The organism is Parasutterella excrementihominis YIT 11859 (genome assembly GCF_000205025.1).
GTDB lineage: Bacteria > Pseudomonadota > Gammaproteobacteria > Burkholderiales > Burkholderiaceae_F > Parasutterella > Parasutterella excrementihominis.
The window spans coordinates 47,451-61,684 of record NZ_GL883690.1 but is presented as its reverse complement, the minus strand read 5'-3'; the positions used below and the strand labels follow the sequence as shown (position 1 = coordinate 61,684).

Below are 14,234 nucleotides of genomic sequence, written 5' to 3'. Positions count from 1 at the left end.
TTCGATCGATATTTTTATCAGGGTAAAAGGGCGAATTTTTTGACTAAACTTTCCTGAATATTTACTGCTCAGAAAAGCCATGAAAGAAGAACTCAAATCGCTTTTTGCCGAAATTGTCGGCCTCAATAACGTCATTGATGATCCGGCTCTTTTCGGACCTTACACGGATGATTTCACAGACCACTACGTCTCAAAGCCTTTGGCTGTCGTCCGCCCCTCTACCACCGAACAAGTTTCAAAGATCGTCAAACTTTGCGCTCAATACAACGTTCCCATCGTCACCCAGGGCGGCAATACAAGTCTGACAGGCGCAGCGACAACTTATCGACCGGATGCTGAAATCGTCCTGTCCATGACAAAAATGAAAAACGTCATCGACGCGGACCCACTTTCAGACACATTAACCGTTCAAGCCGGAATGACATTGGCCGAAGTGCATGAAGCTGCAGAAAGTGTTAATCGTTTCTTCCCGCTGTCTTTTGCGGCAGAAGGCAACGCAACCATCGGCGGCTGCTGTGCCTGTAATGCCGGCGGAGTAGCCGTACTGCGTTACGGAACAACACGCGACTTGGTTCTCGGCGTTGAAGTCGTCCTTCCCGACGGCCGCATTTACAACGGTTTGAGACGTCTTCGTAAGGACAACACCGGATACGATTTCAAAGATTTATTCTTGGGCAGCGAAGGAACCATCGGCATTATTACTGCCGTCGTTCTGAAACTCTTCCCGGCGGCGAAAGAAAAGGAAACTGCTTTTTGCTGTCTGAACAGTATTCAGGACGCCGGAAAGCTTCTGAACCGATTCAAGATGAAAGCCGGCTCTTCTCTGACAGCTTTCGAGTTGATCAGCGATTTGCCGATCGAGCGAGTTAAAAAGTACCTGTCTGATATCGAAGTGCCTCCGCTCAGCGACTCTCCCTGGAAAGTATTGGTTGAACTTTCTCTGGAAAAGAAGCCTCAGGAAAGCATGATGGAACACATCTTGGAAGGTGCGTTTGAAGACGGAGAAATCACCGATGCCGCCATTGCCAGCTCTCTGCAGGATTCCCATACCTTCTGGCATGTTCGCGAATCAATCCCTCTGGCCGACAGAACGGCCGGCGGCAGTATCCATAGCGATGTCAGCCTCCCCATTTCTTTAATCCCTGAGTTCGTCGAAGAAACAAGCGCAATGCTTTTATCCGCTTATCCCTGGCTCGGGCTTTCTATCTATGGGCACTTGGGCGACGGAAACCTTCATTTCAATTTCGTCAGTCCCGAAGACCCGGGTGCAACCTACCGAAATGAAGAAGGAATTCGAGAAATTCTTTATAGTCAGGTTAATAAATTCGAGGGCTCGATTTCAGCCGAACACGGCATCGGAATGCTGAAACTTGACCATAATTACCAATTCAAGGATCCTTTGGAGATTGAAATGATGCGCAAGATCAAAAACGCTTTTGATCCGAAGGGCATCATGAATCCCGGGAAGCTCTTGAAAACGGAATAACCAACGAGGAAACTGTGGGTAAGAAATCAAAGAAAAAGGAAAAGAAGATGGCAGTCAAAGAAACTCGAAAACTCGCCAAAGAGGAACCTTCCGACATTGCATCCGAAGTTCTCGATGACGGTTACATCGATGTCATGGATGACAAAACCGTTGCTCTTTTCCCTTTGGGCGACATGATTATTCCCACAGGCATCGACTACAAACCCGGTGATCCTGAAGAAGATGCATTGGCGGTAACCGATGCGCTTCCTGAAATTGAAGATCTTTGCTTCTTAGAAGTTCCGAAGTTTTTTTCTTTAAAGGGCAGTGTGATCACACCGGCGATGATGCTTGAGCTTTCCCGAGCCGTCCAAAGGGTTTTGATTCGCCCGGAAGTCTCAGGCGTTGTCGTTACTCAGCCTGCGGACAATATTGAAGAAACAGCTTATTTCGTCAGCATTTCTTTATCGGATGTATTCCAGAATCAGAATTCCAAGCCGATCGTCTTTACGACCTGCATGAATCCCGAAGATCCGATGTTTGACGGGACCAAGAATCTTTTAGATTCCATTCGGGTTGCCTGTCACGACGTGAAGGGTGATATCCCAACGGTTGTCGTCTGCATGAACGGTGAGATCCATGCGGCGTCCCGCGCTCAGCTCACTCACACCAACAAGGCTTCTGCCTTGGCTTCTCCGGGCTGGGGCCCCGTCGGTTATGTCGACCGCGACAATGTTTATTTCCGCTGCGGTGCATTAGAGCTCGATACCGGTTTGAACTTCCCGATGCTCAAAAAGCTTACGGCCAAAGTTCCCGTTGTTAAAGCCATGTGCGGAGACGACGGTGCGCTTCTTGAAATGGTTCTTGAAAAAGAACCGGACGCCATCATCGTTGAAGGTTTCGGCCGCGGTAACCTTCCGGCCGGCATGATGCCTGCGATTAAAAAAGCGGTAAAGAAGGGCATTTTCGTTGTGATCTCGACGAGAGCTTCTTCCGGCCGTGTCTTAGACAGTACGGTTTTCCCGGGAAGCGTCGCGCAATGTCTTGAATCCGGCTGTTTGTTAGCCGGCGAAACGACTACCGCTAAAGCTAGACTTCTTTTGATGTACGTCCTTTCCCAGAAAGAAGCGATCCAACTAAAGAAAGAAGATCCTGAAAGATTCTTCGCCTACGTACAGGAATGTTTGGATCCGGTGCTCACCAATCGTCTCTTCGGTTAATGAGTCAAAAATTTGCTTCTATGGACGAGCTTTTCGAAGCGCTGAGCCATTCAGCGTTTCGAAGCAAGTTTCGTTTGTCTTACGCAGACAGAACTTATGCCGAGACTCGTAATGACGAGCTCTTGAAGAAACACGCCAAAGAAATTCTTCACGACAGAATCGGAAGCGCGAATCCGAAAAACGACGGCAAACAGACGCCGTACAAGGGACATCCGATCTTTACTGCGCAGCACGCGACCGGATGCTGCTGCCGCGGCTGTCTTTATAAGTGGCATGGGATCGACAAAGGCAGAGAACTAACGGAAGAAGAACTCAATACCCTGAGCGATGTGATCTTGGAGTGGATTCATCGAGACTTACAAAAACCGACTCCGAAGAAAAGAGTACGCAAAGGCGAGACTTTGGATCTTTTCGACCAAGATTAAGTTTCCTTTTTTGAAGGTTTTCAACACATTCCAGGAAGGCTTCTTTAGAAGCTTTCGGACTCAACCTAACTAAAAGTTATAACTAACCATCCATAAATAGTATTGGATTGAGAAGAAAAGAATTTTTATGATGGAGGCATATTGAAGGAGAAACTATGCCTCTTAACCGCCGTTCATTCCTCGGACTTTCAACAATTCTTTTGAGTTCTCCGCTTCCGGTATTTTCTTCGGAAAATAAACAAGCCAAGAGAATCTTGGTATACGGAGATTCGAATTCTTTCGGATGGGCCTGGAGCCCTGAAAAAGACATCTATCGTCTTCCAATCGATCAAATTTGGCCTCAGGTCATGGCTCAAAAACTTGGTCCTAACTATGAAGTCGAAGTTAATGCCTTGGGCGGCCGAACGGTAAAAAGAGATCAAAAGGACGGCAACGGAACCGGCAAGAGCCTTTCCGGTAAGTTGTTCAACGGGATGGTTTCACTTCCTGCGGTTCTTTCCGAAAACCTTCCTCTGGATATAGTCATTGTCATGCTCGGAACCAATGACGCGAATTCAAGATACAAGAACAATGCAAAAGCGATCGCCGATGACCTTGAAGAGATGATTCGTATGATTCAAGCAGGTGAATGGCAATCCAACACTAAATTTAAGACACCAAAAGTCTTAGTCATTGCACCCCCGCTCCAGCCTAACGAAACAGCTTACGGCGACGCTTTCAGCGGCGCAGAAAAAATCACCAAAGAGCTTCCGCCGCTTCTGCAGGAAAAATGCCGAATTCTTGGAGCCGAATACATAAACGCTCAAGACTTCGTGAAAGGCATTCCGGGACAGATTGACCGTGTTCACCTTTCCCCGGAACAACACAAAGTTTTAGGCGAGGCGGCAGCTGCAAAGGTCAAAGAAATCTTTGCGCATTAATTGTTGAAAGGATCCTAGGAGGCCTTAATGAAACTTCTGACCGCTGCCGCTGCAATTACGACTTGTTTACTTATGTCCGGAAATGTCATGGCTCAAAACATTCAGATCAAAGTGGATGGCAAAGCTTACGCCGGGGGATTAAATGGTAACGATGCCGCGAAAGACTTTGCTGCAAAGCTTCCGCTCAAACTTAAGTTTGAGGATTTCGGATCGACGGAACGGATTTCGTATTTACCGAAATCATTGAACCTAGGATCCGCGCCTAGAAGCTGCGATCCTCAAAAAGGCGATATTACCTATTACATCCCATGGGGAAACCTGGCGGTTTTTGTCAGAGACTTTCGTCCGTCTGACAACTTAGTCCCGCTCGGAAAACTTTCTCCGGAAGCGCTTAAAGCCATCCAAGAAAGCGGCTCCAAAGATGTTGAAATCAGTCTTGTTAAGTGAACGATATGGAAACAACAGGATTTTTGAGAAGAACGATTCTTTTAACAGCGGCAGCAATGCCGATGATAGGCAGTAAAGTGTTTGCAGCAACTCCGAATCAAGGTGCATCCACGGTCTATTTCTCTAAAGACATCAATGCGGAGAACTTTTTAGCAATTTATGACCGGCTTAGAAAAGACGCCAACCTTCCGGAAGACAGAAGACTCTCCGGCATCAAACTTCACGGCGATGATGTCGATACGAATCGAGGTATGTGGGAAGCATTGCTGAATCACATTCCGAACAGCAAGTTTGTTGAATGCAACTATGCCTCAATCTATCCGGCCGGAAGAGGCAATACGCAAGGAAATATTAGAGCGATAACGGCTCAAGGCGTCGACAAGAATCGCCTCGATATCTTGGATCGCAACAACGAATACACGGAAGTTCCGATCAAAGGCGGTAAAGAACTGAAATCTGTCTCTGCGCCGACGGCTCTATTGAAAGAGTATGGCTGCGTTGCAGTGACGGCTAATTTCCGAATTCCGAGTTTTGCGGGATTTTCGGGTGCGTGTAAAAACGTCGGCATCGGTTTAGCCAGCGGAGAGGGCAAGACTCAAGTTCATGGTCTGGGAGTCAGAAAAGATGCAGGATTCTTCCGAAGACTCGCCGATGCTTCAAAAGGCATTCACGATGCAATGGACAATCGACTGCTTTTTATTAACGTGGTCTCAAACATTCACGTTGATCCGCTGAAAGGTACTAAAGTCCGAACAGGCAATCTCGGCATCGTCGGATCTCTGGATTTGCTCGCTGCCGACCAAGCCGCGGCAGACTTAATTTACGGTCTGACTCCTGCTGAGTACAACGCTTATTCGCTCCAAGAAAAGATTGACAGAGGCTTCTTACAACTCGAGTACTTGGACGAAATCAAAGCCGGAAACCGCACCTACAAGCTCATAACACTCTAATTTTTATAGGAAAAAAAGATGAAAAAACTCCTCATTGCCACACTTCTTGGTTTAACTGCCGCTAGTGCACAAGTTCAGGCCAAAACACTTCTTGTCTATTACAGCTTCACCGGAAATATTGAAAAGGCCGCTGTCGCCGTTAAAGACCAAACCTCGACGGATGTGATTCAGATTCAGCCGGCGCAAAAAGGCTTGAACTACGCGGCCAACAATTATTCTCTCGGAAGTGATTTGGTGGACCAAATTCGAAGCAAGCCTAATGATCCTTCTTCTTATCCCGCCATTGATCCGGTGGACGTTGACTTTTCAAAATATGACACCGTTATCATCGGTACACCGCTTTGGTGGAGCAATATGGCCGCACCTATGCAGACATTCTTGTTCCATAACGGAAAGGCAATCGCCGGCAAGAAAATCGGTTTGATTGTCTCCAGCGCCAGCAGCGGAATTTCCGGTGTTGAAAGAGACGCCAGACGCCTTATCCCTGAAGGTAATTTCACAAAGAGCCTTTGGATTCGTTCCTCTCAGTTTTCATCCGCTCCGAAAGTGGTCGCGGAATGGCTGAAAGCCAACGGTCTGGCCTCTAAGTAATTTTTTCAATAAGAAAGGCGCCGAGGTGCCTTTCTTACTAAATATCAAGAAGATCTAATCGGCCAATTAATATTGGTCAAACATTCTCTGGATTTCTTTCGGATCCTGAGTCTTCGTCAAAGCAAGCTGCAGAAGCAGGCGAGCTTTCTGAGGATTGAGTGTGTCGGATTCTAAGAAACCGGCCTTCGTCCACATCGGCAGAGAAACCGTCGTTGCACCGTTCGGTACGCGGGCACTTCTTACAACCACAACACCTTTAGCCACAGCGTCTTTCAGACCTTCCATTGTCGGGTTGGCGATGGAGCCGTTGCCTGTACCAGCGTGAATGATGCCTTTAGCACCGGCTGCAACAGCAGCGTCGGCCATAATACGGTCGTCGTCAACATGAGAGTAGATGATGTCAACGCGAGGCAGAGTCTCGAGCTTGCTGACGTCAAATTCGCTGTTGGTTGTGTGACGCTTTGTAGACTGCTTGTAGAAACGAACTTTGTTTCCGCTCACATAACCCATGGCGCCGAGTTCCGGAGACTTGAAGGTAGCCGGATTGGTCGTATTTGTCTTGGTGACATCGCGGGCACCGTTGATTTCATCATTCATGACGATCATGACGCCTTTACCTTTTGCTTCAGGCGTAGAAGCAACGCGAACAGCTTCAAGAAGGTTCATAGGACCGTCGGCAGAAATGGCTGTGGCAGGGCGCATAGCGCCGACCAAAATCACAGGCTTGTCGCTCTTAGTAACAAGGTTCAGGAAGTAAGCGGTTTCTTCCAATGTATCGGTACCGTGGGTAATCACCACAGCGTCAACCTTCGGATCAGCCAGCAGTTCGTTAACGCGCTTGGCAAGTTTCAGCAAGGTCTTGGTATCCATATTGTTGGAAGAGATCTTGACGACCTGTTCACCGGAAACATTGGCATAGTCTTTCATTGCGGGAACCGCTTCGATCAAAGTCTGAATGCCTAAATCACCGGCTTTGTATCCGGTTGTCTGAGTGCTGGAAGCAGCAGTTCCGGCGATCGTTCCGCCTGTAGCCAAAATCTTAACGGAAGGAAGGTCAGCGGCAAAAGCTGTGGCGGTAGCCATCAGAGTTGCGGAAAGAAGGATTTTCTTGAACATTTTATTTATGCGTACAAAAAGTTAGCCTCAATCGCTAAATTGAGGAATTACCCACCTAAAAAGGCATTTTTAATCCCGGGCACCGAAGTACCCGGGGCAAATAATCAAAAATTATTTGTAGAGGTCGTTGACAACGTCACGAGCAAACTTGTCCTGAGCTTTGATCAGGTCACCGAGTTCCTTGTTGTCTTTGAAGTCAAGAGCCATACCGGCTTTCTTATGAGCTTCGATGACAGCAGGATCCTGCATTGTCTTCTTGAAGGCTTCAACGTAGTACTGGATAACTTCAGGCTTGGTTCCCTTCGGAGCAACTAAAGCACGAGCAGAGCCGTACCATTCGGGGTAGAGGCCTTTTTCGCCGAGTGTCGGAACATTCGGGAGTTCAGGATCACGTTTGGTGTTGAAAACAGCCAGAACACGGAGTTCTGGTTTGTCGCCCTTAACGAGCTTGGCAACGTCAGCAACCTTGGCGCAGGTGAAGTCAACTTCGCCCTGACGAAGAGCCAGCAGCTGGTCGGCTGTACCGCCGTAAGGAATGGCTTTGTACTTGAAGCCGGCGCTCTTGGCAAGCAGCTGAGCAGCTGTGTGGTTGGAAGCCTTGTTGCCGTTTGTGGAGGCTTTCAGGTTTCCTTTCTCTTTAGCGGCGGCAACGAGTTCTTCGATGGTCTTGTAGGGAGAATCGGCCTTAACAGCAACAACACCGGCTTCAGTCAGATGGTTGGCGATAGGAACGATGTCATTGATGGAGAAGGGTGCCCCCGACTGTGCAGCCAAAGTTGTGAATGTCGGCAGGTTGATGAAGCCGATAGTCTGGCCGTCGGGTTTGGACTGAACTAATTTTGTCCAGCCGATCTTGCCGTCAGCACCGGGAAGGTTCTGAATGATGATGGTTTTCGGAATGTACTTCTGGGCTTCGGTAGCAAGAAGACGAGCACCTGTGTCTGTGCCGGAACCGGCTTTGTAAGCAACGATAACGTTGACGTCACCGGTCGGTTCCCATGCCATAACTGTCATCGGCAGGGTCATAGCAACAGCAACAGCTGCAAGAACTTTTTTCATTTCGAATATCCTCCTAAGGATGGTGATTTTTTTACTTCTGAACCCAGGTCGCTTTTGCAGAATCATTAATTCGACAAATGGTGACTCCGAATCAGTAATGTGGATATTAACGCACGCTTACAAAATTTGGAATACAAATTAGTGAATCGCCCATAAAAAAGCCTCCGGCGAGGCGGAGGCGAGTGGTCAAAGCAACAGATTAATGGTGGGATCTGGCTTCAACATGTTTTTCCCAGCGAGCCATCAGCCACGGAGAGCAAGTGCCGAGGACGCACAAGAGGATGAGCATCCAGCAGAGCGGGGTGCTGAAAAGGATCGTAGGATCGCCGTCGGAGAGATACAGAGAACGGCGCAGGCCGTTTTCACCGATCGGACCCAGGATCAGACCCAGCACGATGGCGGCTGCGTTCAAATCAAACTTGCGAACGAAGTAGCCGATGATGCCGAAAATGAACATGATGATCACTTCCACAAAGTTGTTGTGGATAGCAAAAGAACCTACAACGCAAAGCAGGAAGATGGAAGGAATCAGGATAGAGTCGGAAAGACGGGAGACCTGAGCAAACATACGGCAGCCGATGAGACCGACACCCAGCATCGCAAACTGAACCAGCACGAAACCGGCAAAGAATGTGTAGGTCATCGAAGCGTAAGTGGAGAAGAGCTCCGGTCCCGGCTGCAGACCGTGAATGATCAAACCGCCCATCAACACAGCGGTCACGGATTCACCCGGAATACCGAGCGTTAATGTCGGAATGAGAGAACCACCGGTCACAGCGTTGTTCGCAGCTTCGGAACCGGCCACACCGTCAATAGAACCTTTGCCGAATTCTTCTTTATGTTTGGAGAACCGGCGTGCTTCGTTGTAACCCATGAAGCAGGCGATCGTTGCACCGGCGCCAGGCAGAATACCCAAGATGTTGCCGATGATCCAAGAACGCGTGATGGTCGGAGCCAGTCTCTTGATATCGGCGCGGCTCAGAAGAAGGCTGCCCGTGAATTTGGCTGCTTTCGCGCGTTTCTTAATCGCTTTTTCAGCCAGGATCAAAACCTGAGACATCGAGAACAATCCGATCAGCGCGCAGGTAACGTTGACACCGTTGTACAGCGTAGCGCTGCCCATCATGAAGCGTTCAACGCCTTCCATCGGGTCCATACCGATGGTCGAAATCAGGAGACCCAAGATGCCGGAGATGAAACCTTTTAGAAGCGATTTAGAGGAAACACCGGCGATCACGGTTAAACCGAAAATCGAAAGCCAGAAGTATTCAGGGCTCTTGAACTTCATCGCCAGTTCGGCAAGGAACGGGGAGAAGAAGTAAAGAGAAATACAGCTTAATAAGCCGCCGCAGAAAGAGGCAAAGCAGGCAACAGCGAGCGCCTTAGCGGCCATGCCTTTCTTTGTCAGTTCATAGCCTTCAATGGCCGTTGCCGCAGAAGCAGGGGTGCCTGGCGTATGAATCAAAATGGCGGAAATAGAACCGCCGAAGATGGCGCCGCAGTAGATACCGCCTAAGACGATCAAACCCGTAGCTTGATCCATACCGAAGGTCACCGGGAGCAGAAGGGCAACGCCCATTGCGGCAGACAAACCTGGGAGACAGCCGATCGTGATACCCAGCGCGGTTGCGCCGATCATAAGGATCAATGTAAGAGGATTCATTGCATGGATGAAACCCATGCCCATTAAGGAGAGTGTTTCTAACATGGTTTCTTCTCCTTATTCAAACCAAATCCCGAGGGGAAGAGGAACATGCAGGAACATCGAGAAAACCAGATAAGTCACAATCATGATGCAGGCGCAGCTGATAATTGCGGGTATCGGTTTTACTTTCAGAAAGAACTGGGCCAGCAGCAGATAAAGAACGCTGGAGATGTAATAGCCCAAATAGTTCACTAAGGCCATATAAATAATGCAGCCTGCCAAGACACCGAAAAATTGTCCGGGAAGGAATCCTGCGAACAATTTTCTGAAGTCATTCAGGACAACTCGATGGCGGTAGAAGGAATATAACTGTTTACCTAAGAAAAGCGTATTGCAGCAGTAAAGGGCAGTTAAAAGAATTAGAGGGTAGGATTGAGCAGCCGGCGGCAGCTGCAGCGTCATGACCAAAAACCAGGTCGCAACGCCATAGACTACCGCAATGACGCATAAGTCGGACTCTTTCATAATTGTGACTCTTGTTAATGAGGTTGTTCTATGGACTTGTCGTGATTAGAAGAGATGAGGTTTTTATTTCTCTGAAATAATTACTTACAAGGCCCATTCTGCCTGATTTTACATCAGCGCCTTCGGCTGACCAACGAATTTCAGAACGCTTACCTGTGAAAAGTTCGAAAAGAAACAATAATTCAAAACGTTAATCGATCACCTCATTGTGTAATTTCTTGTAGTTTTTCTGACTTTCTAATTATTCTTACCCAAGAGAGGAGAACGAACGTTTTTCGAAAACCTACAGGCAGCAGCCGGAATGAAGAGCTTAAGAGTGGGTAGACGCTGCTCCGTCAGGCCAGCAAAAAATCCTGTTTTCTGCCTTTACCGCAAAAATAGGCAAAATTTCCAGAAATACGAGACATAGCGGCCTTAGACATATCCCTAATATGTACACATCGATCATTTATTGATTTTTTTATTGATAGGTGCGAAGCATGAAAAAACTACTTTGTGCTGCTTTAGTGGGAGCTCTTATGACTACTTATTCAGCTGTCGCCGCGGATTTCTCTAAGAATCCTTACGGCCTGGTATACGACAATGCAATTACAGAAAATGTTGCTGGTAAAGTAAATATTCATCCTGTTTCCTATACAGTTGACGGCATCCGCGTTGCTGCCAACGTCTACACTCCTGCCGGCTACGATCCGAAGAAATCCTATCCCGCCATCGTCGTTGCTCACCCGAACGGCGGCGTTAAAGAACAGGTTGCCGGTCTCTTTGCAGAAAAACTCGCCGGAATGGGTTACATCACCGTTGCTGCTGATGCTCGTTATCAGGGTGCTAGCGGCGGTGAACCGAGACACACCGACAAACCTGCTAACCGTATCGAAGACATCAACGGCATGGTTGACTACATCAGAACTTATCCTGGTGTGAACGCAAATGAAATCGGTGCCTTAGGCATTTGCGGCGGTGGCGGATACACCCTCGGCGCCGCTCAGAAGGATCCTCGCATCAAGGCTGTTGCCACCATCTCTATGTTCAACAGCGGCCGCGTTCGTAGAAACGGCTTCCAAGACTCCCAGATGGACACGATCCAGCAGAGACTTGCTCAGGCTGCCGAAGCAAGAACCTTTGAAAAAGAAGGCGATGTTCGCTTAGTCGGCGCTATGAATCTGACAGATGAACAGGCCAAGAAGCTCCCGTTCGCACTTTACAGAGACGGCTTCTTCTATTATTTCCGTACTCATGCTCATCCCAATTCCACCTTCCTCTACACGCAGAGCAGCCTGATGGATCTGATGAACTGGGACGTCGATGACCATATGGCCATGATCCACCAGCCGCTTCTCATGATTGCCGGCGATGTTTCTGACACCCGCTACATGACTGATGACGCCATCAAGAAGGCAACCGGTACAAAAGATAAAGAAATTTATCTGGTTAAAGGCGCTCAGCACATTGAAACATACTGGGTTCCTAAGTACGTCAATGAAGAAGCTGCCAAACTTCAGGAATTCTTCGGCAAATATCTGAAGACGTAATCTGAAAGCATCTTCCTAGAGAGTTGAAAAGCGCAGGGCACTTGAATTGAGCTGCTGCGCTTTTTGTATCTCTGCTGTTTCTTGCAGAATTGTGGAAGAACTTTTCAAAAAACATTCAATTAGAGACGCCATTCAACCTAAGGCCCTCAATCTAAAGATCTAGGTTTACAGAGACGGATAGTTACGAATTTATTGGTCTTCTCATTGAGTTTGACCTATCAACAGCTTGCCTGTCACCACCTCAAGAGTTGATTTCCACCGGAGCAAATCAGACTCAACTGTGGGATTTTTGTAAACGTCAAAAATAGCAAAACTCGGTGCCAAAGGTTTGATACCCATATACTGAAACTGTTTGTGCAAAGGCATTAATACACCTTCAAGTCCACGAGCATCAAAGAATTGTCCTGGTTCGCACACGGCGTCCTCGGGAGCGTTCCATGTTGTACTTATCCAATAACGCTTTTTCGTAAGAAAACCGCCCGTACCGTAAAGCTTGTTTGGATCCTTTCGTGTCCGCCCATCTGTACCGCAGACACGCGGATCGGTAAGGACAATGTCTTGCCATTTCGTATACTGCCAAGGCGTGGACATGGCCCATATAGGTGTCTGAACCAGCAGCAAATCGGAACCGAGAACTTTTTCGACTTCTTTTTCCAGGTCCCATTTCTCATTGAGATCCGTAATGATGCTTTCTATCTTTCTGCGCTCGAATGCCTCTTTTGCCATGCGAGTCATTTCGGCATTAAGCCATCCGCCCGAGCCGTCCGGCCGCTTTACTCCAGCATTAATAACAAAAACTCTCATAGATTACTCTCCCGCTAAAGATAACCTTTCGAGATTATCCAAACCGTGTCGACAAAAAATCAAATACTTTACGTTCGGTCTTTTATGCTTTTTAAGCATATCCTGAAGAAAATACTTGAAAAATAGGATGCAGAGAATATTTCCCGGAGATGAAAAATCATTGAGTCATCGACAAAAGTTCCATGTTTTGCAAGAGAAAAATCTGATTTTTACTATCGCTTCAAAATTTCTATTCTTTGCTCTTCTGTCAAATGCCCCATTGAAAACTCGCAGCCGCAGTACCGCTGATTGTAGAAGCCGTTTTCTTTGAGCAAAATACCGCGTCGTTCCTGCAGACCGCCTTTTTTCCAGTTCACGTCCCAATAGGTGCTTTCAGGAATTAAAGATTTAGCGTGAGCTGCCGCTTCTCGAATTTGTTCGGCGCTCTTCCAGCGTGATCCGGCCAAGGTAGTTGTGTAGAGTTCAATCCCTTCGCGCTTCGCGCATTCAGCCGTCACGAGAAGGCGGTGCTTGAAGCAAGCGAGGCAGCGGCGTCCTCTTTCCGGTTCTTTTTCCAATCCGATGACGGCAAGTCTCCAAAGGTCGTGTCGGTAGTCGCCGTCAATAACCCGAATTCCTAATGATTGAGCGAATCGATCCAGTTCGTTTTTACGAATCAAATATTCTTTCACCGGATAAATATTCGGGTTATAGAAAAAGATCGTCGGACGCACGCCATTCTGCTGGAGCCACTCTAAGATGGCGGCAGAGCAGGGTGCGCAACAGGAATGCAATAGAACTTCTTTGGGGAGCGGTCCCAAAACCAGAGAACTCATGCTTATCAAAAGGAAAGACTAGAAACAAGACTAGCGCCGAAGTGGAAACCGGAAAGGAGAGACTTTTCGGTGCCGCTGTCGGCGCTGCTTTTCGCTTATTTATCCGCGAATATTCTTAGATAATCAATTAGGCTGTGGGACCGGATGTGGTCATTTCGGCAACTGCGCCGACCGGACCGGTTTCAGTCATTTCAGAGTCGTTTGCGGGAGCCTGCTGTGCAGCAGCTTCTGCTGCCTGCTGCTGAGCGATATCCTTATGAATCCACTGCAGAACTGTTGCGCGGTTAACTTTCGTTAACTGAGAAATAACGTTGTAGGACTTGCCTTCTTCCTTACGCAGACGAAGCACTTCGGCTTTCTGTTCAGGTGTGTAGGACTGCTGGCGAGCGCCATGTTCTGCACGGAAGGTCCCGATCAGGAAGCTGCGATGCCAGTCACGAGCTGTGTATACGGGAATATTGAGAGTTTTTGCACAATTTTTGTAGCTTCCGCCGGCCTGGAAAATCGCCAATGCTTTCTGACGAGTTTCGAAGGAGTGTCTGGGAAGAGATTTGCGGCGGGATGCGTACGGGGCCTTCGCAAAACGAGCCAGGCCTCTTGCTGTCTTGATTGTCTTTGGCATAACTAAATGCTCCGGTATGCTGATTATCAATGTGGTGGTTTGTAGTGCTCATCAAACTTGAATAACTATTTTATTATCCATGTTCTCTGAGCTATGAGTAA

15 protein-coding genes are annotated in these 14,234 nt (G+C 48.0%); 8 read left to right on the top strand and 7 right to left on the bottom strand.

Annotated features, from left to right (window positions below; all coding sequences use genetic code 11):
• Positions 1 to 79 precede the first annotated feature (79 nt).
• From HMPREF9439_RS03690 to HMPREF9439_RS03660, 7 genes are all read left to right on the top strand, one after another.
• Complete coding sequence (locus HMPREF9439_RS03690; protein WP_008810116.1) at positions 80 to 1,486, top strand: FAD-binding oxidoreductase; 1,407 nt, start codon at positions 80 to 82, stop codon at positions 1,484 to 1,486.
• A gap of 47 nt (positions 1,487 to 1,533) precedes the next feature.
• The gene (locus HMPREF9439_RS03685; RefSeq protein ID WP_141555110.1) at positions 1,534 to 2,685 is read left to right on the top strand and encodes an asparaginase; all 1,152 of its coding nucleotides are present in this window, start codon (positions 1,534 to 1,536) and stop codon (positions 2,683 to 2,685) included.
• A complete protein-coding gene (locus HMPREF9439_RS03680) occupies positions 2,685 to 3,110 on the top strand; it encodes a DUF4186 domain-containing protein (protein WP_008863750.1) in 426 nt (141 codons plus the stop codon). Before HMPREF9439_RS03685 ends, HMPREF9439_RS03680 begins: the two co-directional genes overlap by 1 nt.
• A 155-nt stretch (positions 3,111 to 3,265) precedes the next feature.
• Positions 3,266 to 4,030, top strand: a complete 765-nt coding sequence (locus tag HMPREF9439_RS03675) for a GDSL-type esterase/lipase family protein (protein ID WP_008810119.1) — start codon at positions 3,266 to 3,268, stop codon at positions 4,028 to 4,030.
• Between the two features lie 27 nt (positions 4,031 to 4,057).
• On the top strand, positions 4,058 to 4,477 hold the full coding sequence (locus HMPREF9439_RS03670) for a cyclophilin-like fold protein (protein WP_008863749.1): 420 nt from the start codon (positions 4,058 to 4,060) through the stop codon (positions 4,475 to 4,477).
• 5 nt (positions 4,478 to 4,482) lie between these two features.
• On the top strand, positions 4,483 to 5,427 hold the full coding sequence (locus tag HMPREF9439_RS03665; protein ID WP_244862377.1) for a DUF362 domain-containing protein: 945 nt from the start codon (positions 4,483 to 4,485) through the stop codon (positions 5,425 to 5,427).
• Positions 5,428 to 5,445: 18 nt separating this feature from the next.
• Positions 5,446 to 6,018 (top strand): flavodoxin, encoded by a 573-nt coding sequence (locus tag HMPREF9439_RS03660; protein WP_008863748.1) that lies wholly within the window; start codon positions 5,446 to 5,448, stop codon positions 6,016 to 6,018.
• A gap of 66 nt (positions 6,019 to 6,084) precedes the next feature.
• Here HMPREF9439_RS03660 and HMPREF9439_RS03655 read toward each other — a convergent pair whose 3' ends face one another.
• From HMPREF9439_RS03655 to HMPREF9439_RS03640, 4 genes are all read right to left on the bottom strand, one after another.
• Positions 6,085 to 7,134 (bottom strand): type II asparaginase, encoded by a 1,050-nt coding sequence (locus HMPREF9439_RS03655; protein ID WP_008810123.1) that lies wholly within the window; start codon positions 7,132 to 7,134, stop codon positions 6,085 to 6,087.
• A gap of 111 nt (positions 7,135 to 7,245) precedes the next feature.
• Positions 7,246 to 8,193, bottom strand: coding sequence for a tripartite tricarboxylate transporter substrate binding protein (locus HMPREF9439_RS03650; protein WP_021868046.1), 948 nt, complete (start codon positions 8,191 to 8,193; stop codon positions 7,246 to 7,248).
• 199 nt (positions 8,194 to 8,392) lie between these two features.
• Positions 8,393 to 9,901 carry a tripartite tricarboxylate transporter permease gene (locus tag HMPREF9439_RS03645; RefSeq protein WP_008811990.1) on the bottom strand — a complete coding sequence of 503 codons (1,509 nt, stop codon included), beginning with the start codon at positions 9,899 to 9,901 and terminating at the stop codon, positions 8,393 to 8,395.
• Between the two features lie 12 nt (positions 9,902 to 9,913).
• A complete protein-coding gene (locus HMPREF9439_RS03640) occupies positions 9,914 to 10,363 on the bottom strand; it encodes a tripartite tricarboxylate transporter TctB family protein (protein ID WP_008811989.1) in 450 nt (149 codons plus the stop codon).
• Positions 10,364 to 10,842: 479 nt separating this feature from the next.
• Between HMPREF9439_RS03640 and HMPREF9439_RS03635 the strand changes: the two genes are divergently transcribed.
• Positions 10,843 to 11,892, top strand: a complete 1,050-nt coding sequence (locus HMPREF9439_RS03635) for an alpha/beta hydrolase (RefSeq protein WP_008863746.1) — start codon at positions 10,843 to 10,845, stop codon at positions 11,890 to 11,892.
• A 201-nt stretch (positions 11,893 to 12,093) separates the two neighbouring features.
• On the opposite strand, the gene HMPREF9439_RS03630 is transcribed toward HMPREF9439_RS03635, so the two are convergent.
• From HMPREF9439_RS03630 to HMPREF9439_RS03620, 3 genes are all read right to left on the bottom strand, one after another.
• A complete protein-coding gene (locus HMPREF9439_RS03630) occupies positions 12,094 to 12,696 on the bottom strand; it encodes an NAD(P)H-dependent oxidoreductase (RefSeq protein ID WP_008811987.1) in 603 nt (200 codons plus the stop codon).
• Positions 12,697 to 12,908: 212 nt separating this feature from the next.
• A complete protein-coding gene (locus HMPREF9439_RS03625) occupies positions 12,909 to 13,511 on the bottom strand; it encodes an epoxyqueuosine reductase QueH (protein ID WP_008863745.1) in 603 nt (200 codons plus the stop codon).
• A gap of 127 nt (positions 13,512 to 13,638) precedes the next feature.
• Positions 13,639 to 14,133, bottom strand: coding sequence for an RNA polymerase sigma factor sigma-70 region 4 domain-containing protein (locus HMPREF9439_RS03620; RefSeq protein WP_008811985.1), 495 nt, complete (start codon positions 14,131 to 14,133; stop codon positions 13,639 to 13,641).
• Between the last annotated feature and the right edge of the window lie 101 nt (positions 14,134 to 14,234).

Coding starts and splice junctions, on each gene's coding strand:
- HMPREF9439_RS03645 (WP_008811990.1), bottom strand. CDS start 9,901: ATGTTAGAAACACTCTCCTTAATGGGCATGGGTTTCATCCATGCAATG.
- HMPREF9439_RS03675 (WP_008810119.1), top strand. CDS start 3,266: ATGCCTCTTAACCGCCGTTCATTCCTCGGACTTTCAACAATTCTTTTG.
- HMPREF9439_RS03635 (WP_008863746.1), top strand. CDS start 10,843: ATGAAAAAACTACTTTGTGCTGCTTTAGTGGGAGCTCTTATGACTACT.
- HMPREF9439_RS03630 (WP_008811987.1), bottom strand. CDS start 12,696: ATGAGAGTTTTTGTTATTAATGCTGGAGTAAAGCGGCCGGACGGCTCG.
- HMPREF9439_RS03625 (WP_008863745.1), bottom strand. CDS start 13,511: ATGAGTTCTCTGGTTTTGGGACCGCTCCCCAAAGAAGTTCTATTGCAT.
- HMPREF9439_RS03650 (WP_021868046.1), bottom strand. CDS start 8,193: ATGAAAAAAGTTCTTGCAGCTGTTGCTGTTGCTATGACCCTGCCGATG.
- HMPREF9439_RS03665 (WP_244862377.1), top strand. CDS start 4,483: ATGGAAACAACAGGATTTTTGAGAAGAACGATTCTTTTAACAGCGGCA.
- HMPREF9439_RS03680 (WP_008863750.1), top strand. CDS start 2,685: ATGAGTCAAAAATTTGCTTCTATGGACGAGCTTTTCGAAGCGCTGAGC.
- HMPREF9439_RS03620 (WP_008811985.1), bottom strand. CDS start 14,133: ATGCCAAAGACAATCAAGACAGCAAGAGGCCTGGCTCGTTTTGCGAAG.
- HMPREF9439_RS03660 (WP_008863748.1), top strand. CDS start 5,446: ATGAAAAAACTCCTCATTGCCACACTTCTTGGTTTAACTGCCGCTAGT.
- HMPREF9439_RS03690 (WP_008810116.1), top strand. CDS start 80: ATGAAAGAAGAACTCAAATCGCTTTTTGCCGAAATTGTCGGCCTCAAT.
- HMPREF9439_RS03685 (WP_141555110.1), top strand. CDS start 1,534: ATGGCAGTCAAAGAAACTCGAAAACTCGCCAAAGAGGAACCTTCCGAC.
- HMPREF9439_RS03670 (WP_008863749.1), top strand. CDS start 4,058: ATGAAACTTCTGACCGCTGCCGCTGCAATTACGACTTGTTTACTTATG.
- HMPREF9439_RS03640 (WP_008811989.1), bottom strand. CDS start 10,363: ATGAAAGAGTCCGACTTATGCGTCATTGCGGTAGTCTATGGCGTTGCG.
- HMPREF9439_RS03655 (WP_008810123.1), bottom strand. CDS start 7,134: ATGTTCAAGAAAATCCTTCTTTCCGCAACTCTGATGGCTACCGCCACA.